Genomic DNA, 17,627 nt, shown 5'->3' with positions numbered 1-17,627 from the left:
AATAAAATAAACAACATTGGCTAAAAAAGGAATCTTATTGATCAATCTTGGCTCTCCGAGATCTACTGCAGTAGAAGATGTAAAAGAATATCTGGATGAATTCCTGATGGATGAAAAAGTAATTGATTACCGCTGGATCTTCCGGGCACTTCTTGTTCAGGGAATTATTCTTAAAACAAGACCTGCAAAATCAGCAGAAGCTTATAAAACGGTATGGACAGACGAAGGTTCTCCGCTTATTGTCATAACCAAAAAGATACAGAAAAAACTGCAGAACAAAGTAGATATCCCTGTTGAGATCGGGATGAGGTATGCTGAGCCAAGTATTGAAACCGGGATCAGGAACCTGGTAGAAAAAGGAGTTACAGAAATTGTACTGTTTCCTCTTTACCCGCAATATGCAATGAGCACCACTGAAACCGTAATTGAAAAAGCGGAAGAAGTCAGAAAGAAAAAATTCCCGGGTGTTAGGATCAACTACGTACAGCCTTTTTACAACCGGGACCTTTATACAGATTGCCTGGCAGAAAGTATCCGGGAGAAGCTTCCTGAAAATTTTGATGCCTTATTATTTTCTTACCATGGTGTTCCGGAACGGCATATTTACAAAACAGACCCTACAAAGACATGTAATATGAATGATTGCTGTTCTAAAGATTCTCATCCAAGCCATGCCTTTTGCTACCGTCACCAGTGTTTTAATACCACCGATCGGGTGATCAGAAAACTCGGACTGCCCAAAAGTAAGGTCATCGTTTCTTTTCAGTCCAGATTGGGAAAAGATAAATGGATAGAACCATATACAGATCATACATTGGAAACCATTCCCGAAAAAGGAATTAAAAATCTTGCGGTAGTTTGTCCGGCATTTGTTTCGGATTGTCTTGAAACCCTGGAAGAAATTTCCGTTGAAGGGAAAGAACAGTTTATGGAAGCAGGAGGTGAAAACTTCACGTATATCCCTTGCCTGAATGATGAAGACCGTTGGATTGAAGTCATAAAGACCTTGTGTGAAGAACAACTTAAACAGTTCTATTTGATATAGTTTTTGTGATAATATGATATACTTTTAAAATGAGGTATATTTGTAAACTAGTTAAAAGATATGAATTATACGCTGATCAAAGATTGTGTAGATCTTCTGGAAGAATTTGAAGCTGAAATCAATGCTTCTCCTGATCTGTACCCGGGAACCATTCAGGGTTTTAAAGCATGGATTTCTGATAAAGAGTCTGCTGAAGAGAGCCATCCTGAAGAACCGTACTGGGAAGGTAAGGAAAATGGAAGGACTCCGGAAAGTGCCATAAGTACATTACTCGTTCATCTCAACAGATATGCAAAAACTTACTCCAAATCTGCCATCTCGGATTCTGAATTTTCTACCCAGGAAGATTTTATTTATTTAATCAATCTGAAAGCTTTCGGGGAAATGACCAAGATGGCGCTTATCAAAAAGAATATTCATGATAAGCCCGTAGGTATGCTTATTATTGCAAGACTTCTGCGTCTGGGACTTATTGAACAGACAGACTCTGACCTGGATAAACGCAGCAAATTGATCCGCATTACTGAAAGAGGACTGATGATCCTGGAAAAACAAATGGAAAAAATCCGGCAGGCCACGAATATCGTTGCCGGAAATCTTACTCATAACGAAAAGATGGAGCTTATCCGGATCCTTAATAAACTGGATCGTTTCCATTATCCTATTTTTTCACGGAACATCCATTCTGATCAGCTGATCAGTACCATATATGATGAGTATACATTTTAAGAGTTAGATCCTTAAGTTTTGTGAAAATCTTTGGTTTTCATCTTGTTTGAGCTTTCTAAAGACTTTGGTGATTTTGTAGCTTGCACATCTTTTAAAACGGTTTAAGAAAACATGGGACAGCTAAGTTTATTTGATTCAGAAGATTTATATGAATTTCCGAAAGACCTTTTGGAGTATAAAGAACATTTCCTGACCCGGAAAGAGGCTGATCAGCTTAAGGACATTCTTCTTGAAACGGCTCCATGGAAGCAGCGTACTCAGAAAATGTATGATAAAACGGTCCTTACACCCCGTTTAACAGCATGGTATGGTGATCCGGGAAAAACTTATCCTTTAAGGGAGGACGAATTGGATGTTACCTCCTGGACACCGGAGCTCCTTGCATTAAAACAAAAAATAGAAAAGGAATTCGGATATCAGTTCAATTCTGTCTTACTTAATCTGTACCGGAACCAAAATGATTCCGTTGCCTGGCACAGCGACAGGGAGAGCAGATACGGAAAACGCCCGGTCATTGCATCTGTAAGTCTGGGAGAAACCCGGAATTTTGATTTCCGGAAAAAAGATCATCATCAGAGTAAATACAGCCTGCCATTGCCTCATGGTTCGTTACTCATCATGAAAGGTGATCTTCAGGAGCACTGGGAACACCGCATTGCAAAATCTGTAACCCCGATGAAAGAGCGCATTAATCTTACGTTCAGATGGGTTCATTAAGCGTGTTTTAGACTTATTCAATATTTACTGATCATATTGTATCATTTGAAGTGGTATTGCTGTCATATGTCTTTGGCAGATAAATTGTTGCCTTATATACAGAAGTCACATTGACTTTTATTGATAACACCACTTTAAATTTATTATTATGAAAAATTTTGTTGTAACAATTTTTGCACTGGCTGCTTTGACTGCCTGCAAAAAAAATGAAACACCGTCTGATAAGACTGCGGAAAACACCACAATGTCTCCTCCGGCTGAATCAGGAATGACGGTAAGCGATTCTGCAAAAATGTCCAATACCACAGACACGGCCAATGCCCTTAGCGATCAGGATAAAAAGTTTGCAGATGCTGCAGCTAAAGGAGGACTTATGGAAGTGATGATGGGAAAACTGGCTGAAACCAATGCTGCAAACTCAACGGTAAAATCTTTAGGTGCTATGATGGTTACAGACCACACCAAAGCAAACGATGAACTGAAGAAGTGGGCTTCGGCAGCAGCTTATACCTTACCCACAGGCCTTGATGTAGAAAAACAGAAAATGTATGACGAGCTGAAAGCTAAAAAAGGGGCTGACTTTGATAAAAAATATACAGATCTGATGGTAAGCGACCATAAGGAAGATATAGAAGAATTTAAGAAAGAAGCTGCCGAAGGAAAGGATGCCGCTTTAAAATCTTTTGCAGGAAAAACGCTCCCAACGCTGGAACATCACCTGAAAGAATCGGAAAAAGCTAAAAGTGCCGTAAAATAATCTGGATCTGTTTTCTATGACTGTCATCATAAGACAGGAAAAACAGATTTGATAATTTTGAAATGATTAAACGTCATTTTTACTCGATTTTGTTAAGCTTCCCTTTGAAGGGGAGCTTTTTTACTGGCCAATCCGCTGCTGGTTTTGCAATTTTATTCTGACTGGATTTATTCTGCCTGGAAGCTTTTATGAAAAATTTTTAATTTTCATCTTATGTGAACTTTTCTCCGGCATCAGTCTCAATGTACTGAATTGAACAAAAGGCCTTTATAATTTTTGTGGCTATCATAAAGTTTTATTTGTTAATTTCACATTGCCTATTGCTTACTTTTAAACTCAATAAATTATCCTGATGAATCCATATTATAATTTTTCAATGGAAGACTTCCTAAAGTATTTAAAATCTTTGGATATCAATAAACAAAAAAGGATGCTGTTTATGGTGGAGGCAGATTTTTATCTTTACGAAAGCATAGAATACAATACCGATTTTGGGACCTACCCGGACTATCAGAATAGAGGTTTTGATAAGCATATCCGGACGCCGTTTTATGTACATTACACCCGGTTTATTTTTTCAATACCGGAAGATGTGTTCAATAAACCTGATGATAAAGCTAAAGATCATTGGGAAGAACTGAAAAAAATGCTCCTTGAGGAATTAAATTTAAAGCAGGATATTTTTGATTATGAGTATCAGTCTTTTATTATTGGTTTAAAACTGAAAGAAATGCGCCTGTGTTCAAAAAAAGAATTTGTTGTCAGATCCGGTTTAAGCTTGCGTAAAATAAATCAAATTGAGGACTATTGTTTTCTGGCTAAGATACATGATATTCTGACCTATGCAGAAAAAGGATTAGGAAGAAAAATGAGTTTGAATTTTATTCGGGAAAATACTGATAAGAAATAATAAAATTGAAATATAAATGACTGGCAAAAACAGATTGAATCTTTTATTTATAGTAAATAAAAAAGATGTGGTCATCCTCTTCATGGTGCTTTTATCCGGGAAACTATTGGCACAATCGCCTGGAGAGGTATTGCTGAATGTAAATTATGAAAATAATACCCTGAATTCCGGTATTACAGGAGTGAATCTTACTAATGCCACTGCTTCGGATGCCGTTTATATGGTGCAGCCCGGCGCTACAGGAAGTCATGCTGTTGCCCATAAAGTAGTGTATGGGGATCAGGGATATTATTCCAATGATAACTGGAGAAGCGAGAGTGATGCGGACCGGTTCAAGGCTGCCCGTTTTTTACCGGGTGATGAACGCCGGTATGAATTTAGTGTCTTACTGAAAGACTGGACACCCTGGAAAGCAGGAGACCCAACTAATGAGACCAATATTTTCCAGTTGAAAATTTCCGGCGGGGCAGGAGTTCCGCTTCAGGTCAGAACCCAGCGAAATGCAATGCGGCTGAGATTTGCTGTAGAAAATAATGTTCCTGTTACCGATATTATTCCTGATATCAGACCATACATCAATCAATGGATTCATTTCAGGATAGATGTAAAATGGACAGATACGGCAACTGGATATATGAAAACATATATGAAGCTCCCTGCTCAGAATGATTATATTTTAGTGGACCATAAAGAGAATTACAGGACCTATTCCGGTACCGGACTTGGCGGTCAGCATGGATATATTAAATGGGGAATATATGTTACTCCACCAGATATTACCCGCGTGGCTTATCATGATGATATAAAGGTCATCTATCTGGGTGGCCCGGCTCCTGGGAATCTGTTGGGGGAAGTAATATATGCACATCGCCATCCATAATATTCAGATGGTATTTGGGTACAGCATTATAAAATAAATCTCCGGCTCGAAGAGCCGGAGATTTATTTTAATTGATAAAGAAGAGATCAGTTATTCCTTGATAATCTTCTTTGTAATCATATTTCCATTTTTCTGCACTCCTTTCAGGATATAAACGGAAGCAGGAAGGCCCTGCATATCTATATATTGACCGCCTGATTGAGTTAATACAATACTTCCTTCCAATGTTGAAACCTGAATATCATTAAGATTTTCAGAGAAAAAAGCCTTATCTCTTATCGGATTGGGATAGACTGAGATAGCCGTTGCGGCTTTGCTGTCTTGTGTGTTTAAAGTTCCGGCACCTAGTTTTACCAGCCAGAAATCTGTAGCGTCAACATTTTGGTGAAGGCCCACCACATCACCATCTCTTGAAGAAGTGGAACCTGCTACTACATATCCTCCGTCAGGCGTCAGATCTAAAGAAAAAGCAGTATCTCCATAGGTGCCTCCTAAAGATTTACTCCACATCAGATCTCCGGATGTATTTAATCTTACCACCCAATAATCATGACCTGTATCAGTTCCGTGATGATCTGTAACATTCCCGTCCGCAGAAAATGAATAGCCTGTAGCAACATAGCCTCCGTCAGGAGTCTGCTTGATAGAATAGGCCTTATCAGATTTGCTTCCTCCCAGGCTTTTTTGCCATACCAATGAGCCGTTTGCATTTATTTTCGTAATCCAGAAATCATGCTTTCCATGATTACCGGTAACATCGCCGTTAACAGAATCGGAAAATCCTGCCAGAATGTATCCGCCGTCTGTTGTCTGCTGAATTGAGCTGGCCACATCTTCTCCGCTTCCCCCCAGGCTCTTTTGCCATTGTATAGCCCCAGTTGAATTTAATTTGACTACCCAGGCATCTCGTGAGGGTTTATATGCCCAGTCATTAGCATCCCAGTAAGAATGATTTCCTGTAACATCACCATTGTTATTAGTTTGCGAAAAACCACCCACAATATAGCCACCGTCTGAGGTTTGCTGTATAGAGTAGGCTACTTCATTACCATCTCCTCCCAAACATTTTTGCCATTCGATATTTCCGGTTGAATTGGTTTTCACGATCCACATGTCATAGCTTGACCATATGCCATGATGGCCTGATACATCATAATTATTTCCACTGGTAGTACCTGCAATAATGAAACCTCCATCAGAGGTCTGTTGAACAGAATAGGCCATTTCAGTTCCGGTAGATCCCATGTTGTTAGTCCACATCTTATTTCCTGTGGCGTCTAATTTTGCGATCCAGACGTCTGTAGCGCCAAAATAATTAAGTACATCACCGTTGTCTATGGTAGAACTGCCGGCCAAAAGGTAACCTCCGTCACTGGTAAGTGTAATAGCTGCTGCTTCATCAAAGCCGCTTCCTCCCAATGCTTTCTGCCATTGGAAATTTCCGTTCTGATCCGTTTTCACGACCCACATATCCGGGTTGTTCCCATGCACACCGGTTACATATCCGCTGTTAGCATCTGTACTTCCTGCCACTACATATCCGCCATCGGGGGTACGCAGGACCTGTAAACCAAATTCGCCGGCATTATTGAAGTTGGTGGCTGCAGATTCAAATCCTATTCCTCCCAGGCAAACTGCCCATTCAATAGAAGGAGCCTGCTGTGCATTCAATACCTTGCCTGCTAAAATAAGTGATGAAATAAGAAAAATTCTTTTCATGAATAAGTTTTAGGTTATTGTTTTTTCATGACGAAAGTAATCAAAATTATAACAAGATAATCTAAAACATTTGGTGTGTAATCGGTAATGGATTTATGGAGTGAAGAATGATCACATTTTATACCAGCTAAAGGTATTGGATAAAGCTATGATCTAAATCTCTGTTCTTTATCTCACAGATAGAAAATCAGAGATAGTGCTGCTGTCATAAAGCGAACTTATTTCTTAGATAGATTATAGAGGTCTATCTAAGAAATAAGGTTTAATTTCAGTAAAGAATTGTTAAGTCTTTGAAGTATAATTTATTTCCAGCTGAATCTGTTTGTAGCGTCATCAGCTTGAAAACAATGCAGTAATACAACGGAATGAAATGATAATTCCGGATTAATTAAGATCATAATTAGAAATAACCAGGCTCAGAATAAAGTGTACATAATCCTGGTCAACTTCTTTTCTGTTGATCAGTTTATTCTTATACTCATAAGAACCCAGCTTTCTTGACAGTTCCTGATACGTATCAAACTGATCTCCTTTTATTTTTACTCTCATATTACCATCCCTTCTGGTAATAAGTTCATTGTCTAAAGTTCTTACTTTGAATAAAACCTCACATAATACCGGACGTGCTTTCATAGAGCCGATGTACCTTTCAATTATATTGATTTTAAATGAGTCAAATAGAATATTGTGAAAAACAATTTTAGAATTAGGCTCCTGAGTATTGAGCTCAAGCTTATAGTTCATTTAATTTTAAATTTTGGTAAATATAAGTTTAATTATATCAAATCACAGCTCATTTTTAATAGATTATTCCCATAATTTAATTATGTGGTATCATTCAATTATTATAATGCAGAATCATAAAGAATCTGTAAACATTGAAACAGATAGATAATCAATTCAATAGGTAATACGATTTTATATAATGTACTCGGATTTTATATATCAGTTTCAAATATACGGGATTAATTTATTTTTTTTAATAAAAAATGTGTGATAAAAAAATCTCAAATAGGGCAGTGCTCCTACAAATGAAATGAAATAAAAAACAGTACCATTAGAAAATCTAATGATACTGCTACATTTAGTGTTTTTACCTTAGTGATCGGTTTTCAAAATTGTTTTATTGCAGTTTTTTTACCGCTGCAATTACCTCATCATCAATAGTGTCAAATAATCACTTTGTTTTGCTTCATGATATTGCTGTCTGAAGCATTTTTAAACTGAGGGAAACCATCTTACGGAAGAACCATCCGGTCTTCACAGCTTTCAGGCTGTAAAGGCTTTCCGACTTCAACCCGAAATCTGGGATCCTGATTGGTGCATGTTTAGGCTCAGCATTCATCCTTCGGAATTGGAAAAGGGTCTATCTTTTTACAGAAACGGCCATTTTCCGGCGAACTAACTTTTATTCTTGAACAAGAATCTGATTTCCTTGTGTCCGAACGCTGTTTTTTATCCTTAATTACATACTAAACTATCAGAACCGGGCTTCATTTTTTCAACTTAAAGAGTGTTTTTAATATATAAAATGGTTTAGTTTGTGCAAATATACAAATTAAGACACTATGCAGTGTCTAAAATAATTAAAAATTTCTTAAACTTGTATCTTTGAATGTTTAATCATGGAAAGAAAATCAGCAGCAGGCAGTATCCGGAATAAGGAACGTAGTAAAAAGAAATTTCTGGATGCAGTTGGAAAAATTCTGAAAACAAAAGGTTATGCAGGATTAAAAGTAAATGATATTGCAGCTACGGCAGGTGTGGATAAAAAAATGATCTATACCTATTTTGGAGGTATGGATGGCCTGATAGACGAGTATATCCGTTCACAGGATTATTGGATCAAGGTTACCACCGACAAAATAGATAAAATTATTCCGGGTATCAATGATGGGGGCGTTGCATTCATCAAAGAAATGTTACTATCACAGTTTGATTATGTATACAATAGCAAAGAAGCACAGAAGCTGTTGCTCTGGAGTATATCCGAACCCCGCAAATCATTGAGGAAACTGATAGATACGCAGGAAGAAAACGGAGAGTATATTTTTGACAATATTTTCGATCCCCATTTTAAAGAACGTTCGGAAGATTTCCGGGCAGTCATGGCGATCATGGTTTCCGGGCTCTATTACCTGAATATTTTTTCATCGGTCAACGGAAGCATGTTTTGTGGTTTAGATATGAATTCCCCTGAAGGCCGGGAAAGAATCAAAAAAGCCATCTCTTTTTTAGTAGAGCAGACCTATGAGAATCTCTAGAATTTTACAGAATGCGTAATAATTTCAGGCAGCAACTTTACTGAGAGTATATTTTTCAGCCGTTGCCATTTTCATCATCAGAAAGTTGTTCATTAAAATATAAAACAGCATCATTGGATTTCCCGATGGTGCTGTTTGCTTTTTAGTGTTTTTACCTCAGTGTCCGGAATTTTTTCCCACCCTGGATAGTGTGATATGGAGAATGGTTTTTAGTTTGATGCAAATATATAAAAATAAGACACTAATTAGTGTCTAGTTTGAAAAAAAATTACAAACTTTGCAGTATCGAATTTGGATTATGGAAAGAAAGTCATCAGCAGGCCGTATCCGGAATAAGGAACGCAGTAAAAAGAGATTCTTGGATGCGGTGGGAAAAATTCTGAAAACGAAAGGATATGCAGGATTAAAAGTAAATGATATTGCAAAAGCGGCAGGTGTAGATAAGAAAATGATTTATACCTATTTTGGCGGTATGGATGGCCTCATAGACGAGTATATCCGCTCACAGGATTATTGGATCAAAGTGACAACAGAAAAGGTAGATAAGATCATTCCGGAGACCAGTGACGGAGGAGAACTATTTATCAAAGAAATGCTATTGTCACAGTTTGATTATGTATACAGTAATAAAGAAGCACAAAAGCTACTGCTCTGGAGTATTTCCGAACCCCGTAAATCATTGAGGAAACTTATTGACGCGCAGGAAGAGAACGGGGAATATATTTTTGACAATATTTTCAATCCGCACTTCAAAGAACGTTCCGCTGATTTTCGGGCAGTCATGGCGATCATGGTTTCAGGACTGTATTACCTGAACATCTTTTCTTCTGTAAACGGAAGTATTTTCTGCGGATTGGATGTGAACTCTGCTGATGGCCGGGAAAAAATCAAAAAAGCGATATCCTTTTTAGTAGGACAGACCTATAAAAATCTGTAACCTGCAGCAGGATCAGTAAAAGACAGGCTTTATCACCGGATTTTCTTCTCTTAAATTATTGATTCTGATAAAATCAGCAGTGTTTATCAATAAAACAGCATCATTAGAAAATCTGATGATGCTGTTGCTTTTAGTGTTTTTACCTTAGTGTTTTCGAAAAAATTTTCCCACCCTAGATAGTGTTTATATATAGAATGGTTTTTAGTTTGTGCAAATATATGAAATAAGACACTAATCAGTGTCTAGTATTAAGAAAAAATTCATAAACTTGTAATATTGAACGTTTATCATGGAAAGAAAATCATCAGCAGGCAGCATCCGGAATAAGGAAAGGAGTAAAAAAAGATTCCTGGGTGCCGTTGGAAAAATACTGAAAACAAAAGGCTTTACAGGATTAAAGGTAAATGACATCGCAGCGAAAGCAGGAGTAGACAAAAAAATGATTTACATGTATTTTGGCGGGATCGATGGCCTGATCGATGAATATATCCGTTCACAGGATTTTTGGATGAAGGCAACTCCTGAAGAATTTGAAAAATATAAGCCGCAAATACTTCACGACGGACAATTGTTTACGGTAAACATGCTGCTCTCACAACTGGATTATATTTACAATAATAAGGAAGCCCAGAAATTATTGGTCTGGGGGTTGTCTGAGCCCCGGAAATCATTAAAAAAACTGTCTGATATACGGGAAGAGAATGGAGAACGTATTTTCAGACTGCTGAAGGATACCTTCGGAGAACGGCTGGATGATTTTCGTGCAGTCATGGCCATTATGATTTCAGGGATGTATTATCTGAACCTGTATGCTTCCATGAACGGCAGTATTTTTTGCGGGCTGGACCTCAATACCCCGGAAGGTCGGGAACACATCAAAAGAGCCACCTCTTTTTTAGTAAAACAGTCCTATGAGCATCTGTAATATCAGAACAGATCATAAAAACGGTATTTTCTTACAATACAGCTTCAAGATTTTATAAAGATAAGGATCGTAAATAAATCTGTATTGGCTTTAATTCTTTCTCCTTTTGCAGCTGTGGTATCGAATAACTTGCAATATTCATTTTACTTTAAGTATTTTTACCCCAATTAATAATGGAAAGATGATTATATGCGAAGACTTATTATTTTCAAATGGGGCCAGACTGGAAAAATATAATGCTGCAGATACCGTTTTTGAGGAAGGAACAGCTGCCAAATATTACTTTCAGATAAAATTCGGAACAGTAAAGCTGAATACTTTTTTGGAAGACGGAAAAGAATTTGTGCACGGACTTCCTTTTGACGGTCATTGTATTGGAGAAAGCTATCTGTTTACCGGGCACAGTTATGCCGTTAATGCTATTGCAGTAACCAGTTGCGAAATTATTAAGATCCCTAAAGATCAGTTTCTGAAGATCCTGCTGGAGAAACCGGCATTAATGCTTGAAATAAGCAGGTATACCGCCGACAGGCTGCATTTCCGGTACATGATTTCCAGTTTTCTCGCCATTTCAGATCCGATCATAAAGCTGCAGAAACTTTTTGATCATCTTAAAAAGTACTTCGGATTTGAAGAAATGTACTCATTCCTGATCCCTTACACCAGACAGCAAATTGCTACCCTCACCGGAATGAGAGTGGAAACCGTAATCCGTTATGTAAAAAAAATGAATGAACAGAAGCTTGTAAGGCTTGACAGTACGAAGATTTATTATTAATGTTCCGCAGGTCCTGTTATTTTAAAATCAGAACAGGCTGGCTGGTATTTTGGTAAATGCCTTCTGAAATACTTCTGCTGGCCAGATAATACAGAAAGCTGTGCTCACCGGGCAACGCAATGATAAGATCTGTATCATGTCCGGAGGCAAAGTTCAGAATTCCGCTGATGACATCTTCATCATGAGAATAATACGTACTGCTTGGGATTTCCGTTAAGTGCTGCTGGATATATTCTTCAAGTTCCCTTTTCCTGTCATCATCAATATCATTCTTTTTATGGGTATTGATATTTAAAAACATCAGGCGGATATCCTGCCGGTGGATAATGTGTTTGTGATGAAACAGCCTTTCCAGTCTTTTGATTCCTTTGATATCGCACGGGATCAGTATATTTTTGATCGTACTGTAATGATAGCTGTTGGGTACGATCAGGGTTTTCACAGGGCTGGTTCTTGCAATGCTTATGATATGGCCGGAAACAAAGCTCTCATGAGATGAAGCAGCATCATCACTTCCCAAAACGATCAGTTCTACTGAAGGCTGGTCTTTTAAAAATTCATTGATGCTTCTGGTAAGAGCCCAGTCGCTTAATATTCTTGAAACCTTTACATCCGGTGCTATCTCTGTGATCATATGGCTCAGGTGATCAAACAGCATTTCTGTTTTTTTCAGCAGATTGTTGATGCTCTCTTCATTCACAAAAGAATGTCCTTCCGCAATGTGAAGGTAATCAAACTCAGATTCTCCTGCAGTTTTTAGAAGAACGATATGCTGATATTCGTATTGTCGGGCCCAGTCTGCTGCTGTTTTTGCTGCATTTTCAGTAGCTGAGGTAAAGTCTATGGGTACAAGGATTGTTTTCATAATCTGATTCATTTTTAAGCCTTATTATTCGAGATTTGCAGTCATTTTTTTTACCAGAAGCAGCGCATTGCTGATCTCTTCCGGATCAAGGTCGCCGGCAGCTTTTTTATAAAGGTCCAATGCCCACGGATAAACGGTTTCTACAATCTCTTTTCCTTTGGGAGTAAGAAAGATCTGCTTATTCCTCCGGTCGTTTTTGTAGGCTATCCGTTCAACGAGGTTACGCTGTACAAGGCTGTTGATCAGGTAAGTGATGCTTGATTTGTCTTTACTTACCTTATTCCCGATTTCCTGTTGGTTCATTCCGTCATTACGGGATAGAAGCCCCAGAATTTCAATCAGTTCAAAAGAAAGATCCGGGTCAAATGCATTGATGCTGGTCTGGATCTTCTGCCGCAAACGACTTTTCATTTCGCTCATTGCCAGCCCCAGTTCCAGGGCAAGTTCTGAAATACTGTATTGTTCTGCTGCCATACTTTTAACAATAAAATTAACAGGATAATATGAATGGGAGCTTTTAACCTCTCTCACAAATATACGTACAATTAGTTTTAATTAAAACTAATTGTGATGAAAATATTCTATGAAAGCGGTGAGGTTATCTTCAATGACCCGATCATTTGAAAAAGACCGGCCAATTCAGATTATTTATTAAATATTTAAGATTTTAAATGCTTATTATACTCTATATTTGCTGTTCAACTGCAGAATTTCCCCAACATTTCAAAAACTGATTACATTGAAGACTACTATAAGCATGATCCTCCTGATGGCATCAGGAGTAAAATTATTGGCTCAGGATACCTATGTATTTTTCGGATCATTTAACCGTGATAAAAACACCGAAGGAATTTATGTTTACCAGCTTGATACCATCAGGGGTAAGCTTTCGAAAGTAACCTCTTTCACAGGCATACTGAATCCGTCATTCCTCACCTTGTCTCCTGATGGGAAGTATATTTATGCCTGTACCGAAAGCAAAACAAAAAACGGCGGCAGTGTAAGCAGTTTTGAATTTAATCCCCGGAAAAAATCCCTTACATTCATCAACAGCCAGAAAAGTGGTGGTGAAAATCCGGTCTATGTATCAGCCCACAGCAATGGAAAATGGCTGATTGCCGGGAACTATACGGAGGGAAGTACTTCTGTGTATCCACTTTCAGAAAACGGAAAAATAGAACCTTACACTCAGAATTTCCAGTTTTCAGAGGGAAGTATAGACCCGGACAGGCAGGATCGTGCTCATATCCATTCCACTGTTTTTTTCACCCGATTTCAACTATGTTTTTCTACCCGACCTGGGAGCGGATAAGATCAGAGCCTACCGGTTTAATGCTGAAAAAAACGAACCGTTACAGCCTGCAGAAATCCCTTTTATACAGGCTGCCTTAGGAAGCGGCCCGAGGCACCTCACTTTTCATCCTAACGGTAAGTTTGCCTATTGTATTGAAGAAATGGGAGGAGCCGTGAGTGCTTATGCCTATGGGAACGGCACCCTGGAGAATATTCAGAGAATAAGTACCCATTCTGATGACCATAAAGAAAATTTTGAAAGCTCAGATGTCCATATTTCTCCTGACGGACGCTTTTTGTATGCATCAAACCGGGGTGATGAAAACAATATTGCGATTTTTGCCATTCAGAACAACGGTACCCTGAAAACGGTTGGCTACCAGCCGACAGGCGGAAAACATCCACGGGTCTTTGCCATAGACAGTACCGGAAAATTTGTGATCACAACCAATGCAGTGAGCGGTACTGCTACTGTATTCAGGAGAAATGCCGAAAACGGACTGTTGAAAAGAGCAGGAGGTAAGGTCAGAATGGTAGGAGTGTCTTCTGTACAAATCAGGAAGTATTAAATTTTACTGAATATATTGTATAAATTTTGAAACAGAAAAACCGAAGAAATAGGAAAAGAATAATAAAATAGAGAAATTAAAAGCAATAAAATATTTTTTATTTGCTTAATTTAACAGCCGAAAAAAACACTTTTTTACTATGGATGGCAAAGGATATTATTTCTATGACAGAAATCAAAGCGTCAGCATTTCAGAACATGATCTGGTAGGGAAAGAGATTGATGAGATTGAAGGCTTTTTTACCAGATATCAGGTAGATAAATTACACACTAGTGAGCGTATTTATGTATTGAAGAAATATCTTTTCGGTATGTTTAAACTGAAGTTGCACCTGTATCTTAATGATGACACAGTTTATGATTATTCTATTAAAATGTAATTCTGAAAAGAACAGGCAACATTAAAAAAAGCAGAGATCAATTCTCTGCTTTTTCTTTTTTTACGGCCTGGTTCATAATAAGGATGATCCCCAGAAGTAGACTCGCTATGATCAGATAACGCCAGGACAGCCCTTTCTGTTCCGTTACCGTTCCGCTTACAGAAATAATAAAACTGGTCACTGAAGTGATCACATACACCAATCCTCCCATCAGTCCTCCTGCAGTTCCTGCATTTTTAGGGAAATACAGCATACTGGTTGTGAAGAATGAGGTAAACAGAATCCCTGAGCAGATATGAATGAAAAAGGCAAAAGGAATCATAATGAAAAGACTTTCCGCAAAATAGCTGATGCCGATCAGGCTTATGATCAGAAACAGCTGCAGGATAATAGGCTGCAGAATTCTCGGCTTAAACTCCAGCGTCAGTCTTTTTTTCCCTATAAAACCTCCGATCATCCATGAGAATCCTAAGATCAGGGTACAGTATCCAATGACTACAGGGGTAAAGTGAAACGTATTTTCAATAATAAAAGGTCCCGTAATATTGAATAGCATGACAATAGAATAGCTTAATCCCAGGATAAAAATGCCCAGCATGAAAATCTTATTTCTGAGCATCATCTTATACAGACCGATGTTTTCCGAGAGATTCAGCTTCTTTTTCTCGGGAAGGCTTTCTTCACTGAAGAACCATTCAAACAGGAAAAGAAATCCGGCATAGAAGGCAAGGAAATAAAAATTCGCATGCCAGTTAAAAAGCTTTTCCAGATATCCGCCCAGAAAGGGAGCCAGGATAGGACCACAGGACCATACGATGGTGAAATAGCTCAAATAATGTTTCACCCGCTCAGAATCATAAATATCCACAAAAATAGCCCGGGTAGCGACTACAAGTACCGATACTGCAGCTCCCTGAAGAATCCGCAGAAGGCAGATCAGCAGGATACTGTTGGTCATGGTAATCAGGATACTGCTGATCACCAGCAGGAAAAGGGCCAGTAACTTCGGACGGTAGCGCCCGATGCTGTCCAGAATTGCCCCTACAAACAGCTGGGAAATTCCGTAACTCAGCAGGTAAGAGGTCAAAGTAATCTGGACGTCCTTCTCTGAAACAGAAAGCTCTCTGGCCATAGAAGGGAAAGACGGCAGGTAAATATCTGTCACAAACCCGGAAAGCGGGATAGACACAAATGCCATAATCGTTATTAATCTGATGCGTTGCTCAGATGCTTCTCTCAACATACTCATTCATTTTTTACCTTGCAAAAATAAGACAAGAAATGACTGAATCAATTTTAAAAGACAAAGTAAAAATTACAAAATTCAAATATTTAAAATGAATTCTTAAATTTTAAAGGCGAAGTCCGGGCGTGCTTCTTAAAAAAGTTGTTGAAGTGAGAGGGCTGGTCAAAACCTAAAGTATACCCAATTTGAGAAATATCCCAGTTGGTATACTTCAGCAGATTTTTAGACTCTTCAAACATTCTCTCTTTGATGATCTGCGTGGTAGTGAGGTTGGTAACGGATTTTACCGATGAATTCAAATGATTCACATGCACGTTAAGATGGCTGGCAAAATCAGACGGAGTTCGTAAAGCTAAAGGGTAGGCCGGAGAATCCAGCGGAAACTGTTTGTTAAGAAGTTCGTCGAATAAACGGTACAGCCTTACGTTAGCCGGAAGTTCACTGGGATGTACGTCGTCCACCCGGTTTTCCAGTGCCAGATGCAGAACAGAGGCCAGATGATTCTTGATGCTGCTGCAACGGTAAGGATAAGGAGAATTGTTAAGTTTATACATCTGCTCAAAATACAGGGTGGCCAGCAAAGTCTGCTCCTCAGTAAGGAAGACGATAGGTTGGCTCCATTCCTTAAAAAGTGAAGTCTTTTTGAACAGGTTGAACTCTGGATTTCCATGAAAAAACTCCTGGTTAAACAGGCAGAAATACCCTTCCTGCTCACCTTCACATTCCCATGAATAAGGAATATTGGGAGAGGGGAAGAAAAGAACCGGACGGTCAATATACAACTGGTGAGGGCCGTACTGAAATGTTCCTTTTCCTATAATAAAACTGACCTTATAATAATCTCTGCGGTTGTACGGGCTCCTGAAGCTGCAATACTTCCGCATGGAGATGTTGAAATGCGATTTACCCGTTTCAAAATCATCCGTATCAAATACTTTTATCTGGTTTTTGCGGATGCGGTTGTAATAATCCTCTATGGTTTCCAGCTGGTCACTCATGATCTGTAAATTATAAAAATCAAAGATAAGTAAATCTTTTGTATTGTGATTTACTTACCTTGTTTTGTATCAGATCTGTAATGATGGGAAATTGCTTTAATTGTTATGAAGCTGCATTTCCATAATGAAAGACGGAAGTTGGAAAGGTCCTGCTTTAGCTTCAGCCACCGAAGTAAATCCTGTCTCTTTTAAAAATTCCAGAAGTGGGTCGTGAGCCAGCATATTGATCCAGATGACCTCTGTGAAACTGATTGCTGATCTGCATTTTTTCCAGTGTGACTGCCTTATTTCCGGAATATTGAATTCCGGGAGCACCACAAAACTGATTTCTGTAGCCCGTTTTCCTTCAGCCAGACCCGGATATACAGACCCGCTTTTGATAATGCTGTAACCTACCGGTTGCTGGTCTGCATAGGTCATGATCAGCTGATTGGAAAGATCATTCAGGTCATTGATCATTTTTCTGGGATCTATTTCATTGCTGTATTTTCTGATGGCTTCTTCAGAAACAAAATCCTTGTGAAGTGTATAAACCGAAGCGTCGATGATGGCTATAAGATCAGAAATTCCCTCTTCAGAACCAACTGTAAATTTTGAAATGATCTCCATAAGTTTT

At 38.5% G+C, this 17,627-nt stretch carries 20 protein-coding genes; 13 read left to right on the top strand and 7 right to left on the bottom strand.

Annotation, left to right across the window (positions count from 1 at the left end; translation table 11 throughout):
* Positions 1–16: 16 nt before the first annotated feature.
* From hemH to BBI00_RS07845, 6 genes are all read left to right on the top strand, one after another.
* The gene (gene hemH / locus BBI00_RS07870) at positions 17–1,045 is read left to right on the top strand and encodes a ferrochelatase (protein ID WP_065398248.1); all 1,029 of its coding nucleotides are present in this window, start codon (positions 17–19) and stop codon (positions 1,043–1,045) included.
* 60 nt (positions 1,046–1,105) lie between these two features.
* Positions 1,106–1,774: a MarR family winged helix-turn-helix transcriptional regulator gene (locus BBI00_RS07865; RefSeq protein ID WP_065398247.1), complete on the top strand. Its 669-nt coding sequence runs from the start codon at positions 1,106–1,108 to the stop codon at positions 1,772–1,774.
* 111 nt (positions 1,775–1,885) lie between these two features.
* Positions 1,886–2,491: an alpha-ketoglutarate-dependent dioxygenase AlkB family protein gene (locus BBI00_RS07860; RefSeq protein ID WP_065398246.1), complete on the top strand. Its 606-nt coding sequence runs from the start codon at positions 1,886–1,888 to the stop codon at positions 2,489–2,491.
* A gap of 148 nt (positions 2,492–2,639) precedes the next feature.
* Positions 2,640–3,248 carry a DUF4142 domain-containing protein gene (locus BBI00_RS07855; RefSeq protein WP_065398245.1) on the top strand — a complete coding sequence of 203 codons (609 nt, stop codon included), beginning with the start codon at positions 2,640–2,642 and terminating at the stop codon, positions 3,246–3,248.
* A gap of 376 nt (positions 3,249–3,624) precedes the next feature.
* A complete protein-coding gene (locus BBI00_RS07850) occupies positions 3,625–4,158 on the top strand; it encodes a hypothetical protein (protein ID WP_165602502.1) in 534 nt (177 codons plus the stop codon).
* Positions 4,159–4,174: 16 nt separating this feature from the next.
* Entirely contained in the window at positions 4,175–5,038 is an 864-nt protein-coding gene (locus tag BBI00_RS07845) for a heparin lyase I family protein (protein WP_065398243.1), read from the top strand.
* Between the two features lie 90 nt (positions 5,039–5,128).
* Here the strand turns inward: BBI00_RS07845 and BBI00_RS07840 are convergent, their stop codons facing one another.
* Both BBI00_RS07840 and BBI00_RS07835 read right to left on the bottom strand, forming a co-directional pair.
* Positions 5,129–6,757: a T9SS type A sorting domain-containing protein gene (locus BBI00_RS07840; protein ID WP_065398242.1), complete on the bottom strand. Its 1,629-nt coding sequence runs from the start codon at positions 6,755–6,757 to the stop codon at positions 5,129–5,131.
* 384 nt (positions 6,758–7,141) lie between these two features.
* The gene (locus BBI00_RS07835; protein ID WP_065398241.1) at positions 7,142–7,501 is read right to left on the bottom strand and encodes a prevent-host-death protein; all 360 of its coding nucleotides are present in this window, start codon (positions 7,499–7,501) and stop codon (positions 7,142–7,144) included.
* An 881-nt stretch (positions 7,502–8,382) separates the two neighbouring features.
* On the opposite strand from BBI00_RS07835, the gene BBI00_RS07830 reads away from it, so the two are divergent.
* From BBI00_RS07830 to BBI00_RS07815, 4 genes are all read left to right on the top strand, one after another.
* A complete protein-coding gene (locus tag BBI00_RS07830; protein WP_065398240.1) occupies positions 8,383–9,021 on the top strand; it encodes a TetR/AcrR family transcriptional regulator in 639 nt (212 codons plus the stop codon).
* Between the two features lie 298 nt (positions 9,022–9,319).
* Positions 9,320–9,958, top strand: a complete 639-nt coding sequence (locus BBI00_RS07825) for a TetR/AcrR family transcriptional regulator (protein ID WP_065398239.1) — start codon at positions 9,320–9,322, stop codon at positions 9,956–9,958.
* Positions 9,959–10,247: 289 nt separating this feature from the next.
* Entirely contained in the window at positions 10,248–10,883 is a 636-nt protein-coding gene (locus tag BBI00_RS07820) for a TetR/AcrR family transcriptional regulator (RefSeq protein ID WP_065398238.1), read from the top strand.
* A gap of 181 nt (positions 10,884–11,064) precedes the next feature.
* Positions 11,065–11,661, top strand: a complete 597-nt coding sequence (locus BBI00_RS07815; RefSeq protein WP_065398237.1) for a Crp/Fnr family transcriptional regulator — start codon at positions 11,065–11,067, stop codon at positions 11,659–11,661.
* Between the two features lie 16 nt (positions 11,662–11,677).
* Here the strand turns inward: BBI00_RS07815 and BBI00_RS07810 are convergent, their stop codons facing one another.
* Together BBI00_RS07810 and BBI00_RS07805 are read right to left on the bottom strand one after the other, a co-directional pair.
* Complete coding sequence (locus tag BBI00_RS07810) at positions 11,678–12,526, bottom strand: universal stress protein (RefSeq protein ID WP_123902236.1); 849 nt, start codon at positions 12,524–12,526, stop codon at positions 11,678–11,680.
* A 24-nt stretch (positions 12,527–12,550) separates the two neighbouring features.
* Complete coding sequence (locus BBI00_RS07805; protein WP_065399662.1) at positions 12,551–13,000, bottom strand: MarR family winged helix-turn-helix transcriptional regulator; 450 nt, start codon at positions 12,998–13,000, stop codon at positions 12,551–12,553.
* Positions 13,001–13,265: 265 nt separating this feature from the next.
* Between BBI00_RS07805 and BBI00_RS23650 the strand changes: the two genes are divergently transcribed.
* The 3 genes from BBI00_RS23650 (at position 13,266) to BBI00_RS07795 (ending at position 14,767) form a co-directional block, all read left to right on the top strand.
* Positions 13,266–13,838 carry a lactonase family protein gene (locus BBI00_RS23650; RefSeq protein ID WP_262487242.1) on the top strand — a complete coding sequence of 191 codons (573 nt, stop codon included), beginning with the start codon at positions 13,266–13,268 and terminating at the stop codon, positions 13,836–13,838.
* On the top strand, positions 13,765–14,388 hold the full coding sequence (locus BBI00_RS23645) for a lactonase family protein (protein ID WP_262487241.1): 624 nt from the start codon (positions 13,765–13,767) through the stop codon (positions 14,386–14,388). Before BBI00_RS23650 ends, BBI00_RS23645 begins: the two co-directional genes overlap by 74 nt.
* Positions 14,389–14,527: 139 nt before the next feature.
* Positions 14,528–14,767, top strand: coding sequence for a hypothetical protein (locus BBI00_RS07795; RefSeq protein WP_065398235.1), 240 nt, complete (start codon positions 14,528–14,530; stop codon positions 14,765–14,767).
* Positions 14,768–14,804: 37 nt separating this feature from the next.
* On the opposite strand, the gene BBI00_RS07790 is transcribed toward BBI00_RS07795, so the two are convergent.
* The 3 genes from BBI00_RS07790 to BBI00_RS07780 all read right to left on the bottom strand — a co-directional run bounded on the left by BBI00_RS07790 (position 14,805) and on the right by BBI00_RS07780 (position 17,620).
* Positions 14,805–16,010, bottom strand: coding sequence for an MFS transporter (locus BBI00_RS07790; RefSeq protein ID WP_065398234.1), 1,206 nt, complete (start codon positions 16,008–16,010; stop codon positions 14,805–14,807).
* Positions 16,011–16,099: 89 nt separating this feature from the next.
* Positions 16,100–17,011 carry a helix-turn-helix domain-containing protein gene (locus tag BBI00_RS07785; protein WP_065398233.1) on the bottom strand — a complete coding sequence of 304 codons (912 nt, stop codon included), beginning with the start codon at positions 17,009–17,011 and terminating at the stop codon, positions 16,100–16,102.
* A 96-nt stretch (positions 17,012–17,107) separates the two neighbouring features.
* Positions 17,108–17,620: a hypothetical protein gene (locus BBI00_RS07780; protein WP_065398232.1), complete on the bottom strand. Its 513-nt coding sequence runs from the start codon at positions 17,618–17,620 to the stop codon at positions 17,108–17,110.
* Between the last annotated feature and the right edge of the window lie 7 nt (positions 17,621–17,627).

It is taken from the genome of Chryseobacterium arthrosphaerae (genome assembly GCF_001684965.1).
Taxonomy (GTDB): Bacteria; Bacteroidota; Bacteroidia; order Flavobacteriales; family Weeksellaceae; genus Chryseobacterium; species Chryseobacterium arthrosphaerae.
The sequence above is the reverse complement of the archived record's forward strand: the minus strand, read 5'-3'. Positions and strand labels throughout refer to the sequence as shown.